The sequence below is a fragment of the Microthrixaceae bacterium genome (assembly GCA_016702505.1).
GTDB lineage: Bacteria > Actinomycetota > Acidimicrobiia > Acidimicrobiales > Iamiaceae > Aquihabitans.
This window is the reverse complement of the sequence record JADJDU010000003.1, coordinates 361286-374927: the sequence shown is the minus strand read 5'-3', so window position 1 is coordinate 374927 and position 13642 is coordinate 361286. Positions and strand designations below refer to the sequence as shown.

At 66.9% G+C, this 13642-nt stretch carries 15 protein-coding genes and 1 tRNA gene; 9 read left to right on the top strand and 7 right to left on the bottom strand.

Features of this window, described 5'->3' with window-relative positions; translation table 11 throughout:
• Positions 1-46 precede the first annotated feature (46 nt).
• Positions 47-1069 (top strand): aspartate-semialdehyde dehydrogenase, encoded by a 1023-nt coding sequence (locus IPG97_04845; protein MBK6855890.1) that lies wholly within the window; start codon positions 47-49, stop codon positions 1067-1069.
• A 22-nt stretch (positions 1070-1091) separates the two neighbouring features.
• Here the strand turns inward: IPG97_04845 and IPG97_04840 are convergent, their stop codons facing one another.
• Positions 1092-1373: a pyrophosphohydrolase gene (locus tag IPG97_04840; protein ID MBK6855889.1), complete on the bottom strand. Its 282-nt coding sequence runs from the start codon at positions 1371-1373 to the stop codon at positions 1092-1094.
• 66 nt (positions 1374-1439) lie between these two features.
• Between IPG97_04840 and IPG97_04835 the strand changes: the two genes are divergently transcribed.
• Positions 1440-1976 (top strand): type II toxin-antitoxin system PemK/MazF family toxin, encoded by a 537-nt coding sequence (locus tag IPG97_04835; protein ID MBK6855888.1) that lies wholly within the window; start codon positions 1440-1442, stop codon positions 1974-1976.
• Positions 1977-2281: 305 nt separating this feature from the next.
• On the opposite strand, the gene IPG97_04830 is transcribed toward IPG97_04835, so the two are convergent.
• A tRNA-Pro gene (locus tag IPG97_04830) sits at positions 2282-2358 on the bottom strand.
• A gap of 84 nt (positions 2359-2442) precedes the next feature.
• Complete coding sequence (locus tag IPG97_04825) at positions 2443-3036, bottom strand: response regulator transcription factor (GenBank protein ID MBK6855887.1); 594 nt, start codon at positions 3034-3036, stop codon at positions 2443-2445.
• Positions 3037-3581: 545 nt separating this feature from the next.
• Here IPG97_04825 and IPG97_04820 point away from each other — a divergent pair.
• On the top strand, positions 3582-3938 hold the full coding sequence (locus tag IPG97_04820; protein MBK6855886.1) for an STAS domain-containing protein: 357 nt from the start codon (positions 3582-3584) through the stop codon (positions 3936-3938).
• Between the two features lie 140 nt (positions 3939-4078).
• Here IPG97_04820 and IPG97_04815 read toward each other — a convergent pair whose 3' ends face one another.
• From IPG97_04815 to IPG97_04805, 3 genes are read right to left on the bottom strand one after another with little or no spacing between them, the layout of a single operon-like run.
• Positions 4079-5107 (bottom strand): DinB family protein, encoded by a 1029-nt coding sequence (locus IPG97_04815; GenBank protein MBK6855885.1) that lies wholly within the window; start codon positions 5105-5107, stop codon positions 4079-4081.
• Complete coding sequence (locus IPG97_04810) at positions 5104-6213, bottom strand: ArsA family ATPase (GenBank protein MBK6855884.1); 1110 nt, start codon at positions 6211-6213, stop codon at positions 5104-5106. The genes IPG97_04815 and IPG97_04810 overlap by 4 nt, the downstream gene beginning before the upstream one ends.
• A complete protein-coding gene (locus IPG97_04805; GenBank protein MBK6855883.1) occupies positions 6210-7199 on the bottom strand; it encodes a hypothetical protein in 990 nt (329 codons plus the stop codon). The genes IPG97_04810 and IPG97_04805 overlap by 4 nt, the downstream gene beginning before the upstream one ends.
• A gap of 107 nt (positions 7200-7306) precedes the next feature.
• Here IPG97_04805 and IPG97_04800 point away from each other — a divergent pair, with 107 nt between their 5' ends.
• Together IPG97_04800 and IPG97_04795 are read left to right on the top strand one after the other, a co-directional pair.
• Positions 7307-8614: a hypothetical protein gene (locus IPG97_04800; protein ID MBK6855882.1), complete on the top strand. Its 1308-nt coding sequence runs from the start codon at positions 7307-7309 to the stop codon at positions 8612-8614.
• A 103-nt stretch (positions 8615-8717) separates the two neighbouring features.
• Positions 8718-8978, top strand: a complete 261-nt coding sequence (locus IPG97_04795; protein ID MBK6855881.1) for a WhiB family transcriptional regulator — start codon at positions 8718-8720, stop codon at positions 8976-8978.
• 38 nt (positions 8979-9016) lie between these two features.
• Here the strand turns inward: IPG97_04795 and IPG97_04790 are convergent, their stop codons facing one another.
• A complete protein-coding gene (locus IPG97_04790; GenBank protein ID MBK6855880.1) occupies positions 9017-9448 on the bottom strand; it encodes a hypothetical protein in 432 nt (143 codons plus the stop codon).
• Between the two features lie 104 nt (positions 9449-9552).
• On the opposite strand from IPG97_04790, the gene IPG97_04785 reads away from it, so the two are divergent.
• The 4 genes from IPG97_04785 to IPG97_04770 all read left to right on the top strand — a co-directional run bounded on the left by IPG97_04785 (position 9553) and on the right by IPG97_04770 (position 13543).
• Complete coding sequence (locus IPG97_04785; protein ID MBK6855879.1) at positions 9553-10056, top strand: FxsA family protein; 504 nt, start codon at positions 9553-9555, stop codon at positions 10054-10056.
• Between the two features lie 37 nt (positions 10057-10093).
• A complete protein-coding gene (locus tag IPG97_04780; GenBank protein ID MBK6855878.1) occupies positions 10094-11056 on the top strand; it encodes an NUDIX domain-containing protein in 963 nt (320 codons plus the stop codon).
• Positions 11037-11930 (top strand): MBL fold metallo-hydrolase, encoded by an 894-nt coding sequence (locus tag IPG97_04775; GenBank protein ID MBK6855877.1) that lies wholly within the window; start codon positions 11037-11039, stop codon positions 11928-11930. The genes IPG97_04780 and IPG97_04775 overlap by 20 nt, the downstream gene beginning before the upstream one ends.
• 101 nt (positions 11931-12031) lie before the next feature.
• Positions 12032-13543: an aldehyde dehydrogenase family protein gene (locus tag IPG97_04770; protein ID MBK6855876.1), complete on the top strand. Its 1512-nt coding sequence runs from the start codon at positions 12032-12034 to the stop codon at positions 13541-13543.
• Positions 13544-13642 lie beyond the last annotated feature (99 nt).

Here is a 13642-nt window from a genome sequence, read left to right as displayed (position 1 = left end):
CCAATAGCCCTTGGGGGGATGGCGAGGTCGGCCGTAGCCTTAGGTCATGCGTGTAGGCATCGTTGGAGCAACTGGTCAGGTCGGCGGCGTCATGCGGGGCATCCTCGCCGAGCGACAGTTCCCGCTCACCGAGCTCCGCCTGTTCGCCTCGGCCCGCTCGGCGGGTCGGACGCTGGACGGCCCCACCGGTGATGTCGTCGTTGAGGACGCTGCCACCGCCGACTACGCCGGTCTCGACATCGTGCTGTTCTCGGCCGGGGGTACCACCTCCAAGGAGCTTGCTCCCAAGGTTGCGGCCGCCGGGGCCGTCGTGATCGACAACTCCTCGGCGTGGCGCATGGACCCCGAGGTGCCGCTGGTGGTGGCCGAGGTCAACGGCCACGCCATCGGCGATCGCCCGAAGGGCATCGTGGCCAACCCGAACTGCACCACCATGGCGGCCATGCCGGTACTGGGTCCGCTGCACCGCGAGGCCGGTCTGCGCTCGATGGTGGTGTCCACCTACCAGGCGGTGTCGGGAGGCGGTTTGGCCGGGGTGGCCGAGCTCGATGAGCAGGCCCGAAAGGTGGTCGACCGGGCCGCCACTCTCACCCACGATGGTCGAGCGGTGGAGTTCCCGGCCCCTCAGAAGTTCGTGGCCCCCATCGCCTTCAACGTCGTCCCGCTGGCCGGGTCGATCGTGGATGACGGTCTGGAGGAGACCGACGAGGAACAGAAGCTTCGCAACGAGACCCGCAAGATCCTCGACATTCCGGGCCTGAAGGTTTCAGGGACCTGTGTCCGGGTCCCCGTCTTCACCGGGCATTCTCTGGCCGTGAACGCTTCGTTCGAACGTCCGATAGGTGCTGAGCTGGCTCGCCAGATCTTGGCCTACGCCCCCGGGGTGGAGCTGGCCGACGTGCCGACGCCGCTCATGGCGGCCGGTGCCGACCCCACCTTTGTCGGGCGGATCCGGCCGGACGAGACCGTCGAGAACGGTCTGGCCCTGTTCCTGTCCAACGACAACCTCCGCAAGGGCGCAGCCCTCAACGCCGTTCAACTGGCTGAGCTGGTGGCCGCCGAGCGCTGACCGACCGCGGGCGGCTGGTTCCTCAGGGGCAGCCACAGGGGATCTGGGCGCAGCGCGGACAGCCTCCGGCGTAGCGCTGGACCGCCTCGTCCAGTGACAACCCGAGTTGGTGGGCCAGCGAGGCCAGCCAGGCCAGCACATCACCGAGTTCGTGGAGCTGCTGCTCGGGCGTTCCCTTGCGAGTGGCCTGGGCCAGTTCGCCCAGCTCCTCGCACAGCCATGCCACGGTGGCTGGAGTTCCCCGTTGGCGGTCGCGGTCGCCGTAGGTGCGGGCGATCACGTCCTGTAGATCGGCGATGTCCACTGTGCCCTCCTGAGGTCGTGGCGATGGTACGGCCCCTGGTCGATCTCCATCTCCTACGGTTGGGCAATGTCAGGAGGGGTCCTCGGTCGGTTGCGGCGTCGATTCACCGCGCCGCTGGGGCACCCCGATGGCCGGGTTCCCGGTCCTCGTGCCACGGCGGATCGTCTGTGGCCTTCGAGTGATGACGGGATCACGGTCAGCTATGCACCCGATCGTGATGGCGACGCCGATCCCGGGGAGGTTGTCTGGGCCTGGGTGCCCTACGAGGAGGACGCGGCTCAGGGCAAGGACCGACCGGTTCTGGTGATCGGCTATCAGAATCACCTCCTGGTCGGGCTTCAACTCTCGAGTCGAAGCCATCGCGATCGTGCCGATGCCGCGGAGTGGATCGAGATCGGGCGAGGGGCCTGGGACTCCAAGGGTCGGGTCAGCTACGTCGACGCATCCCGGCTGCTGCGGTTCATCCCCTCGGAGATCCGACGAGAGGGGGCGGCGCTGCACCCGGACGTGTTCGCCCGGGTGGTGTCACGGGTGGCAGCGCTTCATGGCTGGGAGGCGAACGCTGCACCGAGCCGTCCGAGCGGGTCGGGCGAAAAGGGTTGATGCCCCCGCCTCAATCCGGTGGCGGGATCCGGAGAGGCGGGAGCACTTGACGTTCATGATAATGACATGACCGCTCTTATTCCTTGTCAGGTCAACAAAAACCCTCTGACCAGCACATTCGCATTCCATAACCGCGCTACGAATAGCCTCGGCCACATTCTGTGGTGACCCCTGTCACGGGAGGTGGCAGCTTGACCGCCTCATGTCGGGACCGACGTCAGGGAGCGTGCGGGCATCGACGTCTCGAAAAAGGACGAGCTCCAGACCACCCGGTCTGGAGCCTCGCTGATCAACCCTTTGGTTGGTGGTCGGGGTGGCGGGATTTGAACCCACGACCTCTGCGTCCCGAACGCAGCGCTCTGCCAAGCTGAGCCACACCCCGGTGTTGTGCGGAGGGCCACCGTAGCGCAGGCTCCGGCGTCGGTCCCACCTGGTAGCCGCACCAATCGACCAACCTGGGGTCTGGTCAGGCCTCGGGCTCGTCGCCGACGTCGTTCGGCTCGACGGCTTCTTGCTCCGCGGCTGCATCGGCCTCGGCGGCAGCCTGAGCTTCGGCGACAGCCTTGGCTTCGGCCTCGGCGGCTTCGACCGCGGCCGCGGCGGCCGCTGCTGCTTCGGCGGCTTCGGCCTCCAGGTCATCCAGTACCTCGACCACTTGACCCGCGTCGGGGCCGGTGTCTGGCTTCCAGCCCTCACCGGCCAGCAGGGCCGACGCCGCCCGACGCAGCGTGAACGGATCGAGCGGTTTGACCACCCAACCGTCGGCGTCTGACCTAGAAGCCAAGAACGAGTCCACAGGCCGATCCAGCAACATGAGCACCGGAACCCGGTCCAAGAGGTCGACGCTCTCGTCGAGGCGCAGATCCATGCACGCGGCCATGCCGCCCATGTTCCCGATCTGGAGATCGAGCACCACTAGGTCCACGCCGCCAGCCTGGACCGCAGGTCTCACCTGGGAGCCCTGGGACACCCTCACCACCGAGATGTCATCACCGGCAAGAGCGGCGTCCACATCATGATGGATCCAATCGGCATCGGTGGCGAGAAGGACACGTGGCACGGCCCGAGAGGCTAGTCCGGGTGGTGACCACACCCACCAAGGCCGTGCCCGCTGGTGTCGCCCTCCCCGTGGGACCGGCACCGGGCCACGCCGACCCGAGCCGGGATCCACCGAAAGGCAGAGCCTTCCGGCGGAGTTCGGTCGCCGGCCTGACGGCCGACGACTTCGCTGCTACGACCGGCAAAGCCGATCTCCGCAGGTCGGGGACTCCGCCACAAGGGGCTCTGCCCCCGAACCCCCGCCCAGCCCTCGCGTTCGGGATCATCAGACAGCCGAACACCCGCGGTGGCCACCCAGAGAACCGGCTTTGCCGGAGTGGCCAGGGAGAATCGAGCACAAGCCAAGTCCGATCGGTGGATCCAGGCTTAGGAGGCGAGCGAATGGGCGAGCCGGCCCATAAGCACGGCATGGCTAAACCGAGGCGAAGCCTCGGTCTGATCAACCTCAAAGCGACGACGACTGGACCTATCCGCTCGGGTCCTTATGGGTCCAGGCCGTGGGTGGCGGCTGGACCGGTACCATCAACGTGTCCTTCTGATCCCCGCATGGGAGTTTCACGCGTGCTCGAGATCCAAACCGATGACCGAGGAGACCACGTGGTCTGTCGGCCGGTCGGCGAACTGGACGCCTACACGGTCTCCACGTTCCGAGATTCCCTGAGCGCGCTGTCCACCCGGCCTCGGGTGGTGATCGACCTGTCCGACGTCCCGTTCATGGACTCTGCCGGTCTGGGGGCACTGATCGGGGGCATACGTCGAACACGAGAGAACGGCGGTGAGGTAGCGGTGGCATGTAGCCGACCCACCCTCACCCGATTGCTCCACACCACCGGCTTCGACCGGATCGTGTCGGTCACCGAGACCGTCGATGAGGCCGTCGTCGCCGTCGGCCATCCAAGCTGACCACCGGGCTAGAGGCCTGGATCCTCAGGGTCCTAGCGGGTAGGTCCGGTCGTCGTCGCTGCGAGGTTGGTCAGACCGAGTCTTCGCCTCGGTTTGACCATGCCGTGCTCATGGGTCGGCTCGCCTCTCCGCTCGCCTCCTCAGGGCTCGAGTGACCGCTCGGCATCAACGCGGTGGTGGACAACCTCGTGCAGGGCGTAGCGGGCCAACAGCTCGACCGTGAACCGCTCGGTCTCCTGGCGGGTGGCGCCGCGCTCCCACTGATCGCCGGACACGCCGGCCAAGACGTCGGCCAGACGGTTGGCGTTCTCGACCAGGTCATCACCGACGGCGTCACGGTCGGATTCGTTGGCGAAGCCGTCGGCGATAGCGGCCTCATGGTCCCACCACCCCAGTTCGGGATCGGACTCGGCCAGGGTGCGCAGAACTCGTTCCGTGAACACCGCCAACACGTCTCGGACGTGGACTCCGTATTCGAGTGCTGACCATGCCCCGGGTGAACCGGCTATGCGAACCATGTCGTCATCGGCGTCGCGCAGAACCACCTTCCAGCGATGGGCCTCGTCGCGCAATCTCCCGGCCAGTCCGGGAGCGTTCCCCTCAGAGGGTGTGAGCTTGCACAGGGTGCAGTGGCCGGCCGTCATCAACGTCAGCCAATCGGGTTCACCGACGATGCTGGTCCCGGTGGCTGGCTCGGGCCCGTCGTCGGTTTCGCCGCTGATGGCGGGGCCGGGCTCGCGACCGGGGGCGCGGTCGGGAGCAAGCCCGGAGTCCACAGCACGTTCTGGAGCGGGTGTGGTCCCAGCCGGGGCGCCGATCCGCCACAGGTTGCCGTCGGGATCTTCGGCCGCGAACTCCACCAATCCATGTGGGTGAAGCATCGGCTCGGTCAACACGCCGGGACCGGCCGCAGTCCAAGCCGCGTGAACGATGGCCACCGCATCCTCGGACGGCATGGTCAGGTAGACGCCGGCCGTCGAGGGGCCTTCGCCCAGATCCAGCAGCCGAAGGTGCAAGATCAGGTGCCCGGCCCGCAGGACCCGATAGTCGGGGTAGCTCGCCGAGACCTCGAAACCGATCCGTCCGTACCAGAGCTCGGCCCGGTCCAGGTCGTGCACCGGCAGGACCGCCACGAGCTGGGCCTCGAAGTAGGGGCCGCCGAGGGTCATCGGGTCCGTCCGAAGATCTGATCGGCCACCAGGTCCAGGCCAGCCAGGTCGTGGACGTCGGTGCGAAGGAACGGCACCCGGATCACCGGAGCGGGGTGAACCTGGGCGGCGAGACCTTTGAGGTGGGCCTCCTCCCGGTCAGCCACCAGCGCGAAGTCAGAGAGGTTGCGGAAAAGTCCCCCCAGATCGGTGTCGCCCAGCGTGTTGGCCCTGGCGGCCAGGGCCTCGGGCATCTCCTCGGTGAAACGGGGGTGCATGCGGTTGACGATAAGGGCCGCCACCTGCAGGTCGGCTTCGGCCAGCTTGTCGGCGAAGTAGTGGGCTTCCTGCACCGTGTCTCGCTTCGGTGAGGCCACCAGAACGAAGGATGTGTCGGGGCTGGTCAAGGCCTTCAGCACCAGTTCGGCCCGCTCTTTGAACCCTTCTTCCATGCCTTCGAAGGCCTGGAAGAAGGCGATGGCGTCGTCGAACACCTCGCCGCCGACCACCTTGGACACACTGCGGACGAAGGCCTGGGCCGCGGCGTTCACCGCCTTCATCACCCCTCGGGTCGGGGCGGTCAGCACCCGGTAGAGCCGGTGGTCGAGAAAGCGGGTGAGGCGCTGGGGGGCGTCGAGGAAGTCCAGAGCGTTGCGGCTGGGAGGCGTATCCACGACGACCAGGTCGAATTCTGGTGACGCCTGGAGCTCGTACAGCTTCTCCATGGCCATGTACTCCTGGGTTCCGCTGAGCGCACCGGAGATGTTGCGGTAGAAGCGGTTGGACAGGATCCGTTCGGCCTGATCGGGGTCGGAGGAGTAGTTGGTGACAAGGCCATCGAAGGTGGACTTGGTGTCGAGCATGACTGCCGACATGGTCCCCGGCCAGTCGCCGTGGATGAGTCTGGGCTCGTTGCCGATTCCGTCATCTCCGAGACCGAGGGCGTCGGCCAGTCGCTTGGCCGGGTCGATGGTGACGACCACGGCTCGGCGCCCGGTGCGGGCCGCCTCCATGCCCATCACCGCAGCGGTGGTGGTCTTGCCCACCCCGCCCGACCCCGAGCAGATGATGATGCTGCTGGTAGCCACCAGGTCTGACAGGAGCTGGTGCTCGGTGCCGATGCTCACCGGTCCCCCTCGGAGCGGCCGAGGGCGGCGGCGTCGAGCGCGTCGATGTCGGCCAGCAAGGCATCGGCCAACTGATCGAGTTGAGGCATGTCGATCTCGGCGTCGAACACGTAGGGCAGGTGGATCTGGGGGAGTGGGAGCGCCTCGCTGAGCCGTCGGGTCTGGGCGGCTTGGAGAGCCATGCGCTCTCGGCGGAACTCGGCGGCTCGAGCCAAGGACTCGGCCTCTCCGGGGCGTAGCGCGGCGTCGGCCTGCTCGGCGGCGTCGTCGGGGTCGGTGTTCAGGCCCCGCAGCTCGGGGTAGAGCCCGTTGACCACGACCGGGCCCAGGCTCACGCCGACCCTGTCCTCGAGTTGGAAGGCGGTGTCGACCAGTTCGTTGACCGGCGTCTCCTCGGGCAACGTCACCAGCACCACCTGACACCGGGTTGGATCAGCCAGAAGTTCCAGAACGTCTCGAGCCTGGCTGTTGATGGGGCCGAGACGTACGGCGTCGGCGAGGCCGCTGGCCGACTGGAGGAAGGTGATGGCGTGGCCAGCGGCGGGAGCATCCAGAACGATCAGGTCTGCGGCTCGGCCTCGTTCGAGGGACTTCACCTTGCCGAGTACCAGGATGTCTCTGATCCCCGGGACCGCGGTGGCCACCATGTCGAGAGCTCCACTGGCCACCAGCCGCTTGGATACTCGGCTCATTCCGGCGCTCTGGAGATAGTCGAGCAGAGCGTCGTCGGGGGTGAGGGTCCGGGCTCGCACCTCAGCTGACCCGTCCGGTCCGGCCTCGGCCAGGGTCACTTCCTCATAGGTGAACTGGGGCTGGTGGTACATGGCAGACAAACCGGACTTGCCTTCGACCTCCACGATCAAGGTGGAAAGGCCGGTTCGGGAGGCGGCTCGGGCCAGGGCCGCCGACACCGTGGTTTTGCCCACTCCGCCCTTGCCCGCAACGATGACAAGTCGGGATGCAGCGAAAAACTGCGCTGGATCCACTCCGACACTCTCCGTCCACGCTCAGTCAGGCCTGTCTGTTGCGAACCTTACCCACCACCGACCGCGTCGTCGGTCGCCAGCCCCGCCATGTCACCGGTGTCACTTTGATGCTGTTGGGCTTGCTGGTCGGGTTGGCGACCCTGGCCATGCCGGCCGGAGCATCCCCAGCCACCAGAGCGGTGACCCCTTCCTCCTCGACGACGCCGGGGGTCAGCGCCTCGACGACGCCGGGCCGGGTCAGCGTGCTCAAGGCCGAGGGCCTGATCGACCCGGTCTTGGCCGACTTCCTCCAGAGGTCGATCCGTCACGCCGAACGCACTGGGATGATCGCGGTCGTGGTCCAATTGGACAGCACCGGTTCGGTGCTGTCGGCCGAGAAGCTCGAGGACCTCGCTCGTACCGTGCACGAAGCGTCGGTGCCGGTGGCTGTGTGGGTTGGTCCCAGCGGGTCGGTGGCTCTCGGCGGCGCCGCCCAACTCGCCGGTGCCGCCGACATCGTTGGGCTTGCCCCCGGTTCCCGTTTGGGTAAGACCGGCACGCTCCAGATTCCCGAGGATCTCCTCTCGGACGAGTTCGTAGCCGCTCAGGGCCGGTTGGAAAACGGCACCGTCGACGAGGAGCAGGCCCGGCAGCTCGGCATCTCTCCGGACCACCCAGCTCCCGTCATCGGTGAGTTCATCATCGGCATCGACGGTGTGGAGACCAAGGTGGTGACCGTGGATGGCCGCAAGGTCACCCAGCCGGTGTCGGTGCCGGTGTTCTCGGCGCTACCAATCCAGGACCAGCTCTTCCACACCGTGGCCAGCCCGGCCGCCGCCTACCTGTTGTTCCTGATCGGCCTGTCCCTGATCGTGTTCGAGCTCTACACCGCCGGTGTCGGTGTGGCCGGGCTGGTCGGAGCCGGGTGCTTCGCCCTGTCGGCCTACGGGTTGGCCGTGTTGCCCGTGCGGCCAGTGGGGCTGGCACTGTTGGTGCTGGCCGTTTTCGGGTTCACGGTGGATGTCCAGACCGGGGTGCCGCGGTTCTGGTCCGTCATCGGAGGCATCAGCCTCATCGCTGGGTCGTTGCTGGTGTTCGACGGGCTGTCGCTGTCGTGGATCACGCTGCTGGTGGGGATCGTGGGTACCGCCCTGTTCATGCTGGCCGGTATGCCGGCCATGGTTCGCACCCGGTTCTCGACTCCCACGATCGGACGAGAATGGATGATCGGCGAGGAGGGTGAGGCCGTGTCGGCGATCTCTCCCGACGGTGTAGTCCGGGTCCGCGGCGCCCTGTGGCGGGCTCGAACCAACCGGGCCACCCCTATTGGCCTCAACGATCCGGTTCGGGTTGTCGAGGTGGAGGGGCTGCTGCTCGAGGTCGAGCCGCTCGAAGGTGGAGCGGTGGACTACCGGGAGAAGCGCCCCCGCTCCTGACCATCGGTGCTCGCGATGATGAGCACTGTGGTCGCGAAAGTTGGGTCTTGTGGCCTATCGGCGTTGCCTCTACGGTCGCTGAGCACCGAAAGGGGGACTTCCGGTGAGTGCACAAAGAGTCGAAGACGACTGGCAGATCAGGTCCGCATGTCGCGGGCCCCAGGCTGTGATCTTCTTTCCGCCACGCGAGTTCGAACGCAAGGCAGACAAGATCCAACGAGAAGCGCAGGCCAAAGAGATCTGCCGCACGTGTCCGGTGAAGCGACCGTGCCTCGACTACGCCATCGCCATCAAGGAACCTCACGGCATCTGGGGTGGCCTCAACGAGGCCGAACGCAAGAACCTGGTACTGAGCTCCACCTGAACCTGGATCCGCCGACAGGCAAAGCCTTCCGGCGGAGTTCAGGTTGACGGAGTCGAAGGGCCGGAATCGACCGGACGGTCGACTCCCAGTTCCTCGCGGATGGCGTCGAGGCGGGCCGAGGCTTCTCGTTGACGGGCCTCCAACTCGACCTTGGCCGATGCCGCCTCGGCATCTTGGGCCTGGTCCTGAGGCGACGTGACCGGCGGGGAGGTCTCGCCATCGGTGGGCGGCTGGGGCGGATCCTGGCCCGGCTTGGGCTCGCCGTGTTCGGCAGCCTGGCGGGCCTGGTATTCGATGCGGGCCTTGGCCTCTTCGAAGGTGGGAGCGGGGCCTTGCGATCGAAGCCAGGGCTGGTCGGCGGTAGCGGCCTCCCGTTCGGCTTCGAGCTCGTCCAGCTCTCGGTTGCCCGAGCGGAGCGCAGACTCCACCTTGGCCTTGGCGTACCCCAGCCACCTGTCAATACTGCCCATCCCCCCATCATTCCAAGGTTGGAGCCGCCCCGCCTCCCTGCTGCGTTGGCGTGGTGTGACAGAGGCGACGGGGCACACCCCCGAGACGTCGGTAGCGTGGGGAGATGGGATTGGTCTTGCTCGTGTTGTTCGTGGTGGCGCCGCTGCTCGAACTGTGGGTGATCATCCAGGTGGCCCAGGTGATCGGAGGGTGGGAGACCATCGCCCTGCTGGTCGTCGAGAGTGCCATCGGGGCGTGGCTGCTCAAGGCTCAGGGCATCTCGGTGCTGGCCCGAATATCTCAGGCCGTAGACGACGGGCGCATACCCGACCGTGAACTGCTCGACGGGTTCCTGTTGCTGGTGGCGGGCGCGCTCATGCTCGCTCCCGGTTTCGTCGGCGACCTGTTGGCCTATCTGCTGGTCATCCCGCCTACCCGGGCGCTGTTTCGAGCTCCCTTGTTGGCCCGGTTCAAGGCGGGGAAGCTGGGCGCCTTCTCGGCTTTCTCAGCATCGGCGAGCGGCGGTCGATGGGTGGGTTCGTTCCGTTCCAGCGGCGGCGGGTTCTACACCGGTGATGTGATCGACACATCGGGTCACGACCAACCCGACCGCAGCATCCAGGCCTGAGGACGTCGGTGAGCTAGCCGACCTAGCCTCCATTCCGATGACAGAACAGAGCGGTTCGACCTCTTCACCGTCTGCCAACGAAGTTCCGTTGAGAGACGCCGCCACCGTGCTGGTGCTACGCGACGGAAGCGAGGGCCTAGAGGTCTTCATGCTGCAACGAAACCTCAATTCGGACTTCGTGGGTGGCGCCTACGTCTTCCCCGGCGGGGCGGTGGACCCCGAGGACCGCGAATCCGACCTCGAGGACCTTTGCCTCGGGCGTAGCGACTCCGACGCCTCGGACCGTCTCGGCATCGGTCGGGGTGGCCTCGCCTATTGGGTGGCCGCCATCCGGGAATCCTTCGAAGAGGCCGGCATCCTCATGGCCGTCGACGGGGGTGGCCGGTTCGTGGACCTCGACGACCGTCGAGGGTCGCAACGCTGGGCCGGACATCGGGCCGACATCGATGCCCGGCGGCGGCGCCTGGTAGAGGTGTGCGCCGAGGAGTCGCTGCGCCTCGCGGTGGGTGAGATGCACTACTTCGGCCATTGGATCACGCCGGTGGGTGCCCCCCGTCGGTACGACACCCGCTTCTTCTTGGCTGCGGCCCCAGAGAACCAGACGCCCTTGCACGACGATCACGAGGTGATCGCCAACGAATGGGTGCGCCCCGCCGATGCGCTCACCCGGTGCCTCAACGGTGAGATCACCATGATGCCGCCAACCATCTCCAGCCTGAAGGCCATGGCCCGCTTCGACACCGCCGCCGACGCCTTGACCGCCGCCACTCAGATCACCTCGGTCCCCGCCATCCTGCCCCGGGTGGTGTCCGTCGACGGAGGTATGCGGATCGTGCTCCCCGGTGACCCCGATTACGACGCCGACGCCGCCTTCGGAAAGCAAGACCGCCCGTGGATGGGGCAGGTCACCGAAGCGGCCAAGGGGATCACCGAGTCGACTCCGTCCTACACGGCTCCGGCCACCACCGGGTTCGGGCCCGATGACGAGAGTTGGGCCTGAAGTGTCCAGCGGACCCGAGTTCGCCCCATTAGAGGTGGGGGTGCCGACGTCGCTCACGGCGCGGCTCCGTCGGGTGCTGTGTCCCAATCCGTCGGTCATGACCGGCCCCGGAACCAACTCCTACGTGGTCGGAGCCAGCGATCTGGCCGTGATCGACCCCGGACCTGACCTGGAGGCGCACCAGGCGGTCTTGGCCGGACTTGGCTCGGTCAGGTGGATCCTGTGCACGCACACCCATCCCGATCATTCGCCGGGGGCAGCCCGCCTGGCGGCAGCCACCGGGGCTGAGGTATTGGCCTTCGACGACCGCGATGGGCTGGTGTGCACCCGCCATCTCGCTGACGGCGACACCATCGCCGGTCCCGACTTCACCCTGAGGGCCATCCACACCCCCGGTCATGCCTCCAATCACCTGTGCTTCCTGGTGGAGGAAGACGGTGTGCTCATCGCCGGTGATCACGTCATGGGTGGCTCCACCGTGGTCATAACCCCGCCCGACGGCGACATGGGTGACTATCTGGCTTCGGTAGAGAGGCTGCGGACCTGGGACCCTCCGCTGGAAGCGGTGGCACCCGCCCACGGTCACCTCATCACCGACCCTGCGGCCTACCTCGCCTATTACGTGGACCATCGAGCCGAGCGGGAACGCCAGGTCGTCGACGCTCTGGCCGCGGCCGGTCCCGACGGGGCCGACACCGCGGCCCTGGTGGCGGCCATCTACGTCGACGTGCCCGAATCGCTTCATCCGGTGGCTCGTTTCAGCGTGTGGGCTCACCTCCGCAAGTTGGAGGCCGAAGGCCGAGCCACCTGTCCTGATCGAGACGACATGGGGGCGGTGTGGACCGCTGGTGCGGCCGGGCCGATCCGGGACTAGCGTCTTGACCGACGGGTCAAGACTGTGCCGTCCAATCGACGCACCACAGCGACCCTGTCATCGACACATCCGTCACCACGCAGCCAAGGGGGCCGCGGCAAATGGCCGACTACAAGCTTTTCATCAACGGTGAATACGTCGAAGCCCAGTCGGGCGAGACCTTCACCACCTACGATCCCGCCACCGGTCAACCGATCGGCGAGGTGGCCAAGGCCGGCCGTGAGGATTCGGTGCGCGCCATCGAAGCGGCCCGCAAGGCCTTCGACGAAGGCCCCTGGCCCCGAATGTCGGGCAAGGAGCGCGGCGACAAGCTGAACCAGATAGCCGATGCCATCGAGGCCAAGGCGGGCGCCTTCGCCGAGATGGAGTCGCGAGACGGCGGCGGCACCATCAAGAAGTCCACCTTCGCCGATGTGCCGGGAGCAGTGGGCGCCTTCCGGTGGTTCGCCAAGCTGGCCATCGAGGAAGCCGACGAGATCGAGGTGCCCGGTACTCCGTTCCCGCCGTCGCAGAACTGGGTCCGCTACGAGCCCCACGGTGTTTGCACCGGGGTGATCCCGTGGAACTTCCCGTTCATCATGGCCGCGTGGAAGCTCGGCCCTGCCCTGGCCGCGGGCAACACCTCGGTCCTCAAGCCCGCCTCGTTCACCTCGGTGACCGCTCTGATGTTGGGCGAGGTGTTCCAGGAGGTGGACCTACCCCCAGGCGTGGCCAACATCGTGGCCGGCCCCGGCGGCACCGCCGGCGAGGAACTGGCCGCCAGCCCCCTCGTGGACAAGACCGCCTTCACCGGCTCCACCGAGGTGGGCCGACGGATCATGCAGCTCGCGTCGGGCTCGGTGAAGCCCGTGACCTTGGAGCTGGGTGGCAAGTCCGCCAACATCATCCTCGACGACGCAGACCTCGACATCGCTGCCGCCGTCACGTTGTGGGGGACCTTCTTCCACAACGGGCAGGTGTGTGAGTCCGGCACCCGCGCTCTGGTCCACAAGAGCATCTACGACGAGTTCCTGTCGTTGTTGGCCGACAAGGCCGGCAAGATCGTGATCGGTAGCCAGATGGACTTCGAGACCGATCTCGGTCCGCTGGTGAGCCGCAGCCAGGTCGAGACGGTCGAGCGCTACGTCGCACTCGGCCGACAGGAGGTGGGCGACCCGATCTGTGGCGGTAAGCGCCCCGATGGGTTGGCCGAAGGGCTCGACGCCGCCGCGTTCTACACGCCCACGATCTTCGCCGGAGTTCCCAACTCGGCCAAGATCGCTCAAGAGGAGATCTTCGGTCCGGTGCTGTCGGTCATCCCGTTCGAGACCGACGACGAGGCCGTCGCCATCGCCAATGACTCCATCTACGGCCTCGCGGGTGGTGTGCAGTCCACCAACCAGGAGCGGGCACGCTCCATCGCCAACCGGATGCGTACCGGAACCGTTTGGATCAACGACTACCACCTGATCTCGCCGGAGCGCCCCTTCGGTGGCTACAAGCAGTCGGGCATCGGCCGGGAGCTTGGCATCCAAGGCCTTCGCGCCTACCAGCAGGTCAAGCACGTTCACGCCAACCCCGGCGGCAGCCGGGACAACTACATCCACCTGTCGGCGTTGAGCGGGAACATCTGACAGCACCCGCGGTTGACCGTCGCACATGAGGAGACCCGGGGCATGAGCCCCGGGTCTCTCTGCGTTCAGGCTCGTATCCGAACGGGTGGTTACCGTGAG

Coding starts and splice junctions, on each gene's coding strand:
- IPG97_04845 (MBK6855890.1), top strand. CDS start 47: ATGCGTGTAGGCATCGTTGGAGCAACTGGTCAGGTCGGCGGCGTCATG.
- IPG97_04835 (MBK6855888.1), top strand. CDS start 1,440: ATGTCAGGAGGGGTCCTCGGTCGGTTGCGGCGTCGATTCACCGCGCCG.
- IPG97_04820 (MBK6855886.1), top strand. CDS start 3,582: ATGGGAGTTTCACGCGTGCTCGAGATCCAAACCGATGACCGAGGAGAC.
- IPG97_04815 (MBK6855885.1), bottom strand. CDS start 5,107: ATGACCCTCGGCGGCCCCTACTTCGAGGCCCAGCTCGTGGCGGTCCTG.
- IPG97_04800 (MBK6855882.1), top strand. CDS start 7,307: ATGCTGTTGGGCTTGCTGGTCGGGTTGGCGACCCTGGCCATGCCGGCC.
- IPG97_04790 (MBK6855880.1), bottom strand. CDS start 9,448: ATGGGCAGTATTGACAGGTGGCTGGGGTACGCCAAGGCCAAGGTGGAG.
- IPG97_04785 (MBK6855879.1), top strand. CDS start 9,553: ATGGGATTGGTCTTGCTCGTGTTGTTCGTGGTGGCGCCGCTGCTCGAA.
- IPG97_04780 (MBK6855878.1), top strand. CDS start 10,094: ATGACAGAACAGAGCGGTTCGACCTCTTCACCGTCTGCCAACGAAGTT.
- IPG97_04775 (MBK6855877.1), top strand. CDS start 11,037: ATGACGAGAGTTGGGCCTGAAGTGTCCAGCGGACCCGAGTTCGCCCCA.
- IPG97_04770 (MBK6855876.1), top strand. CDS start 12,032: ATGGCCGACTACAAGCTTTTCATCAACGGTGAATACGTCGAAGCCCAG.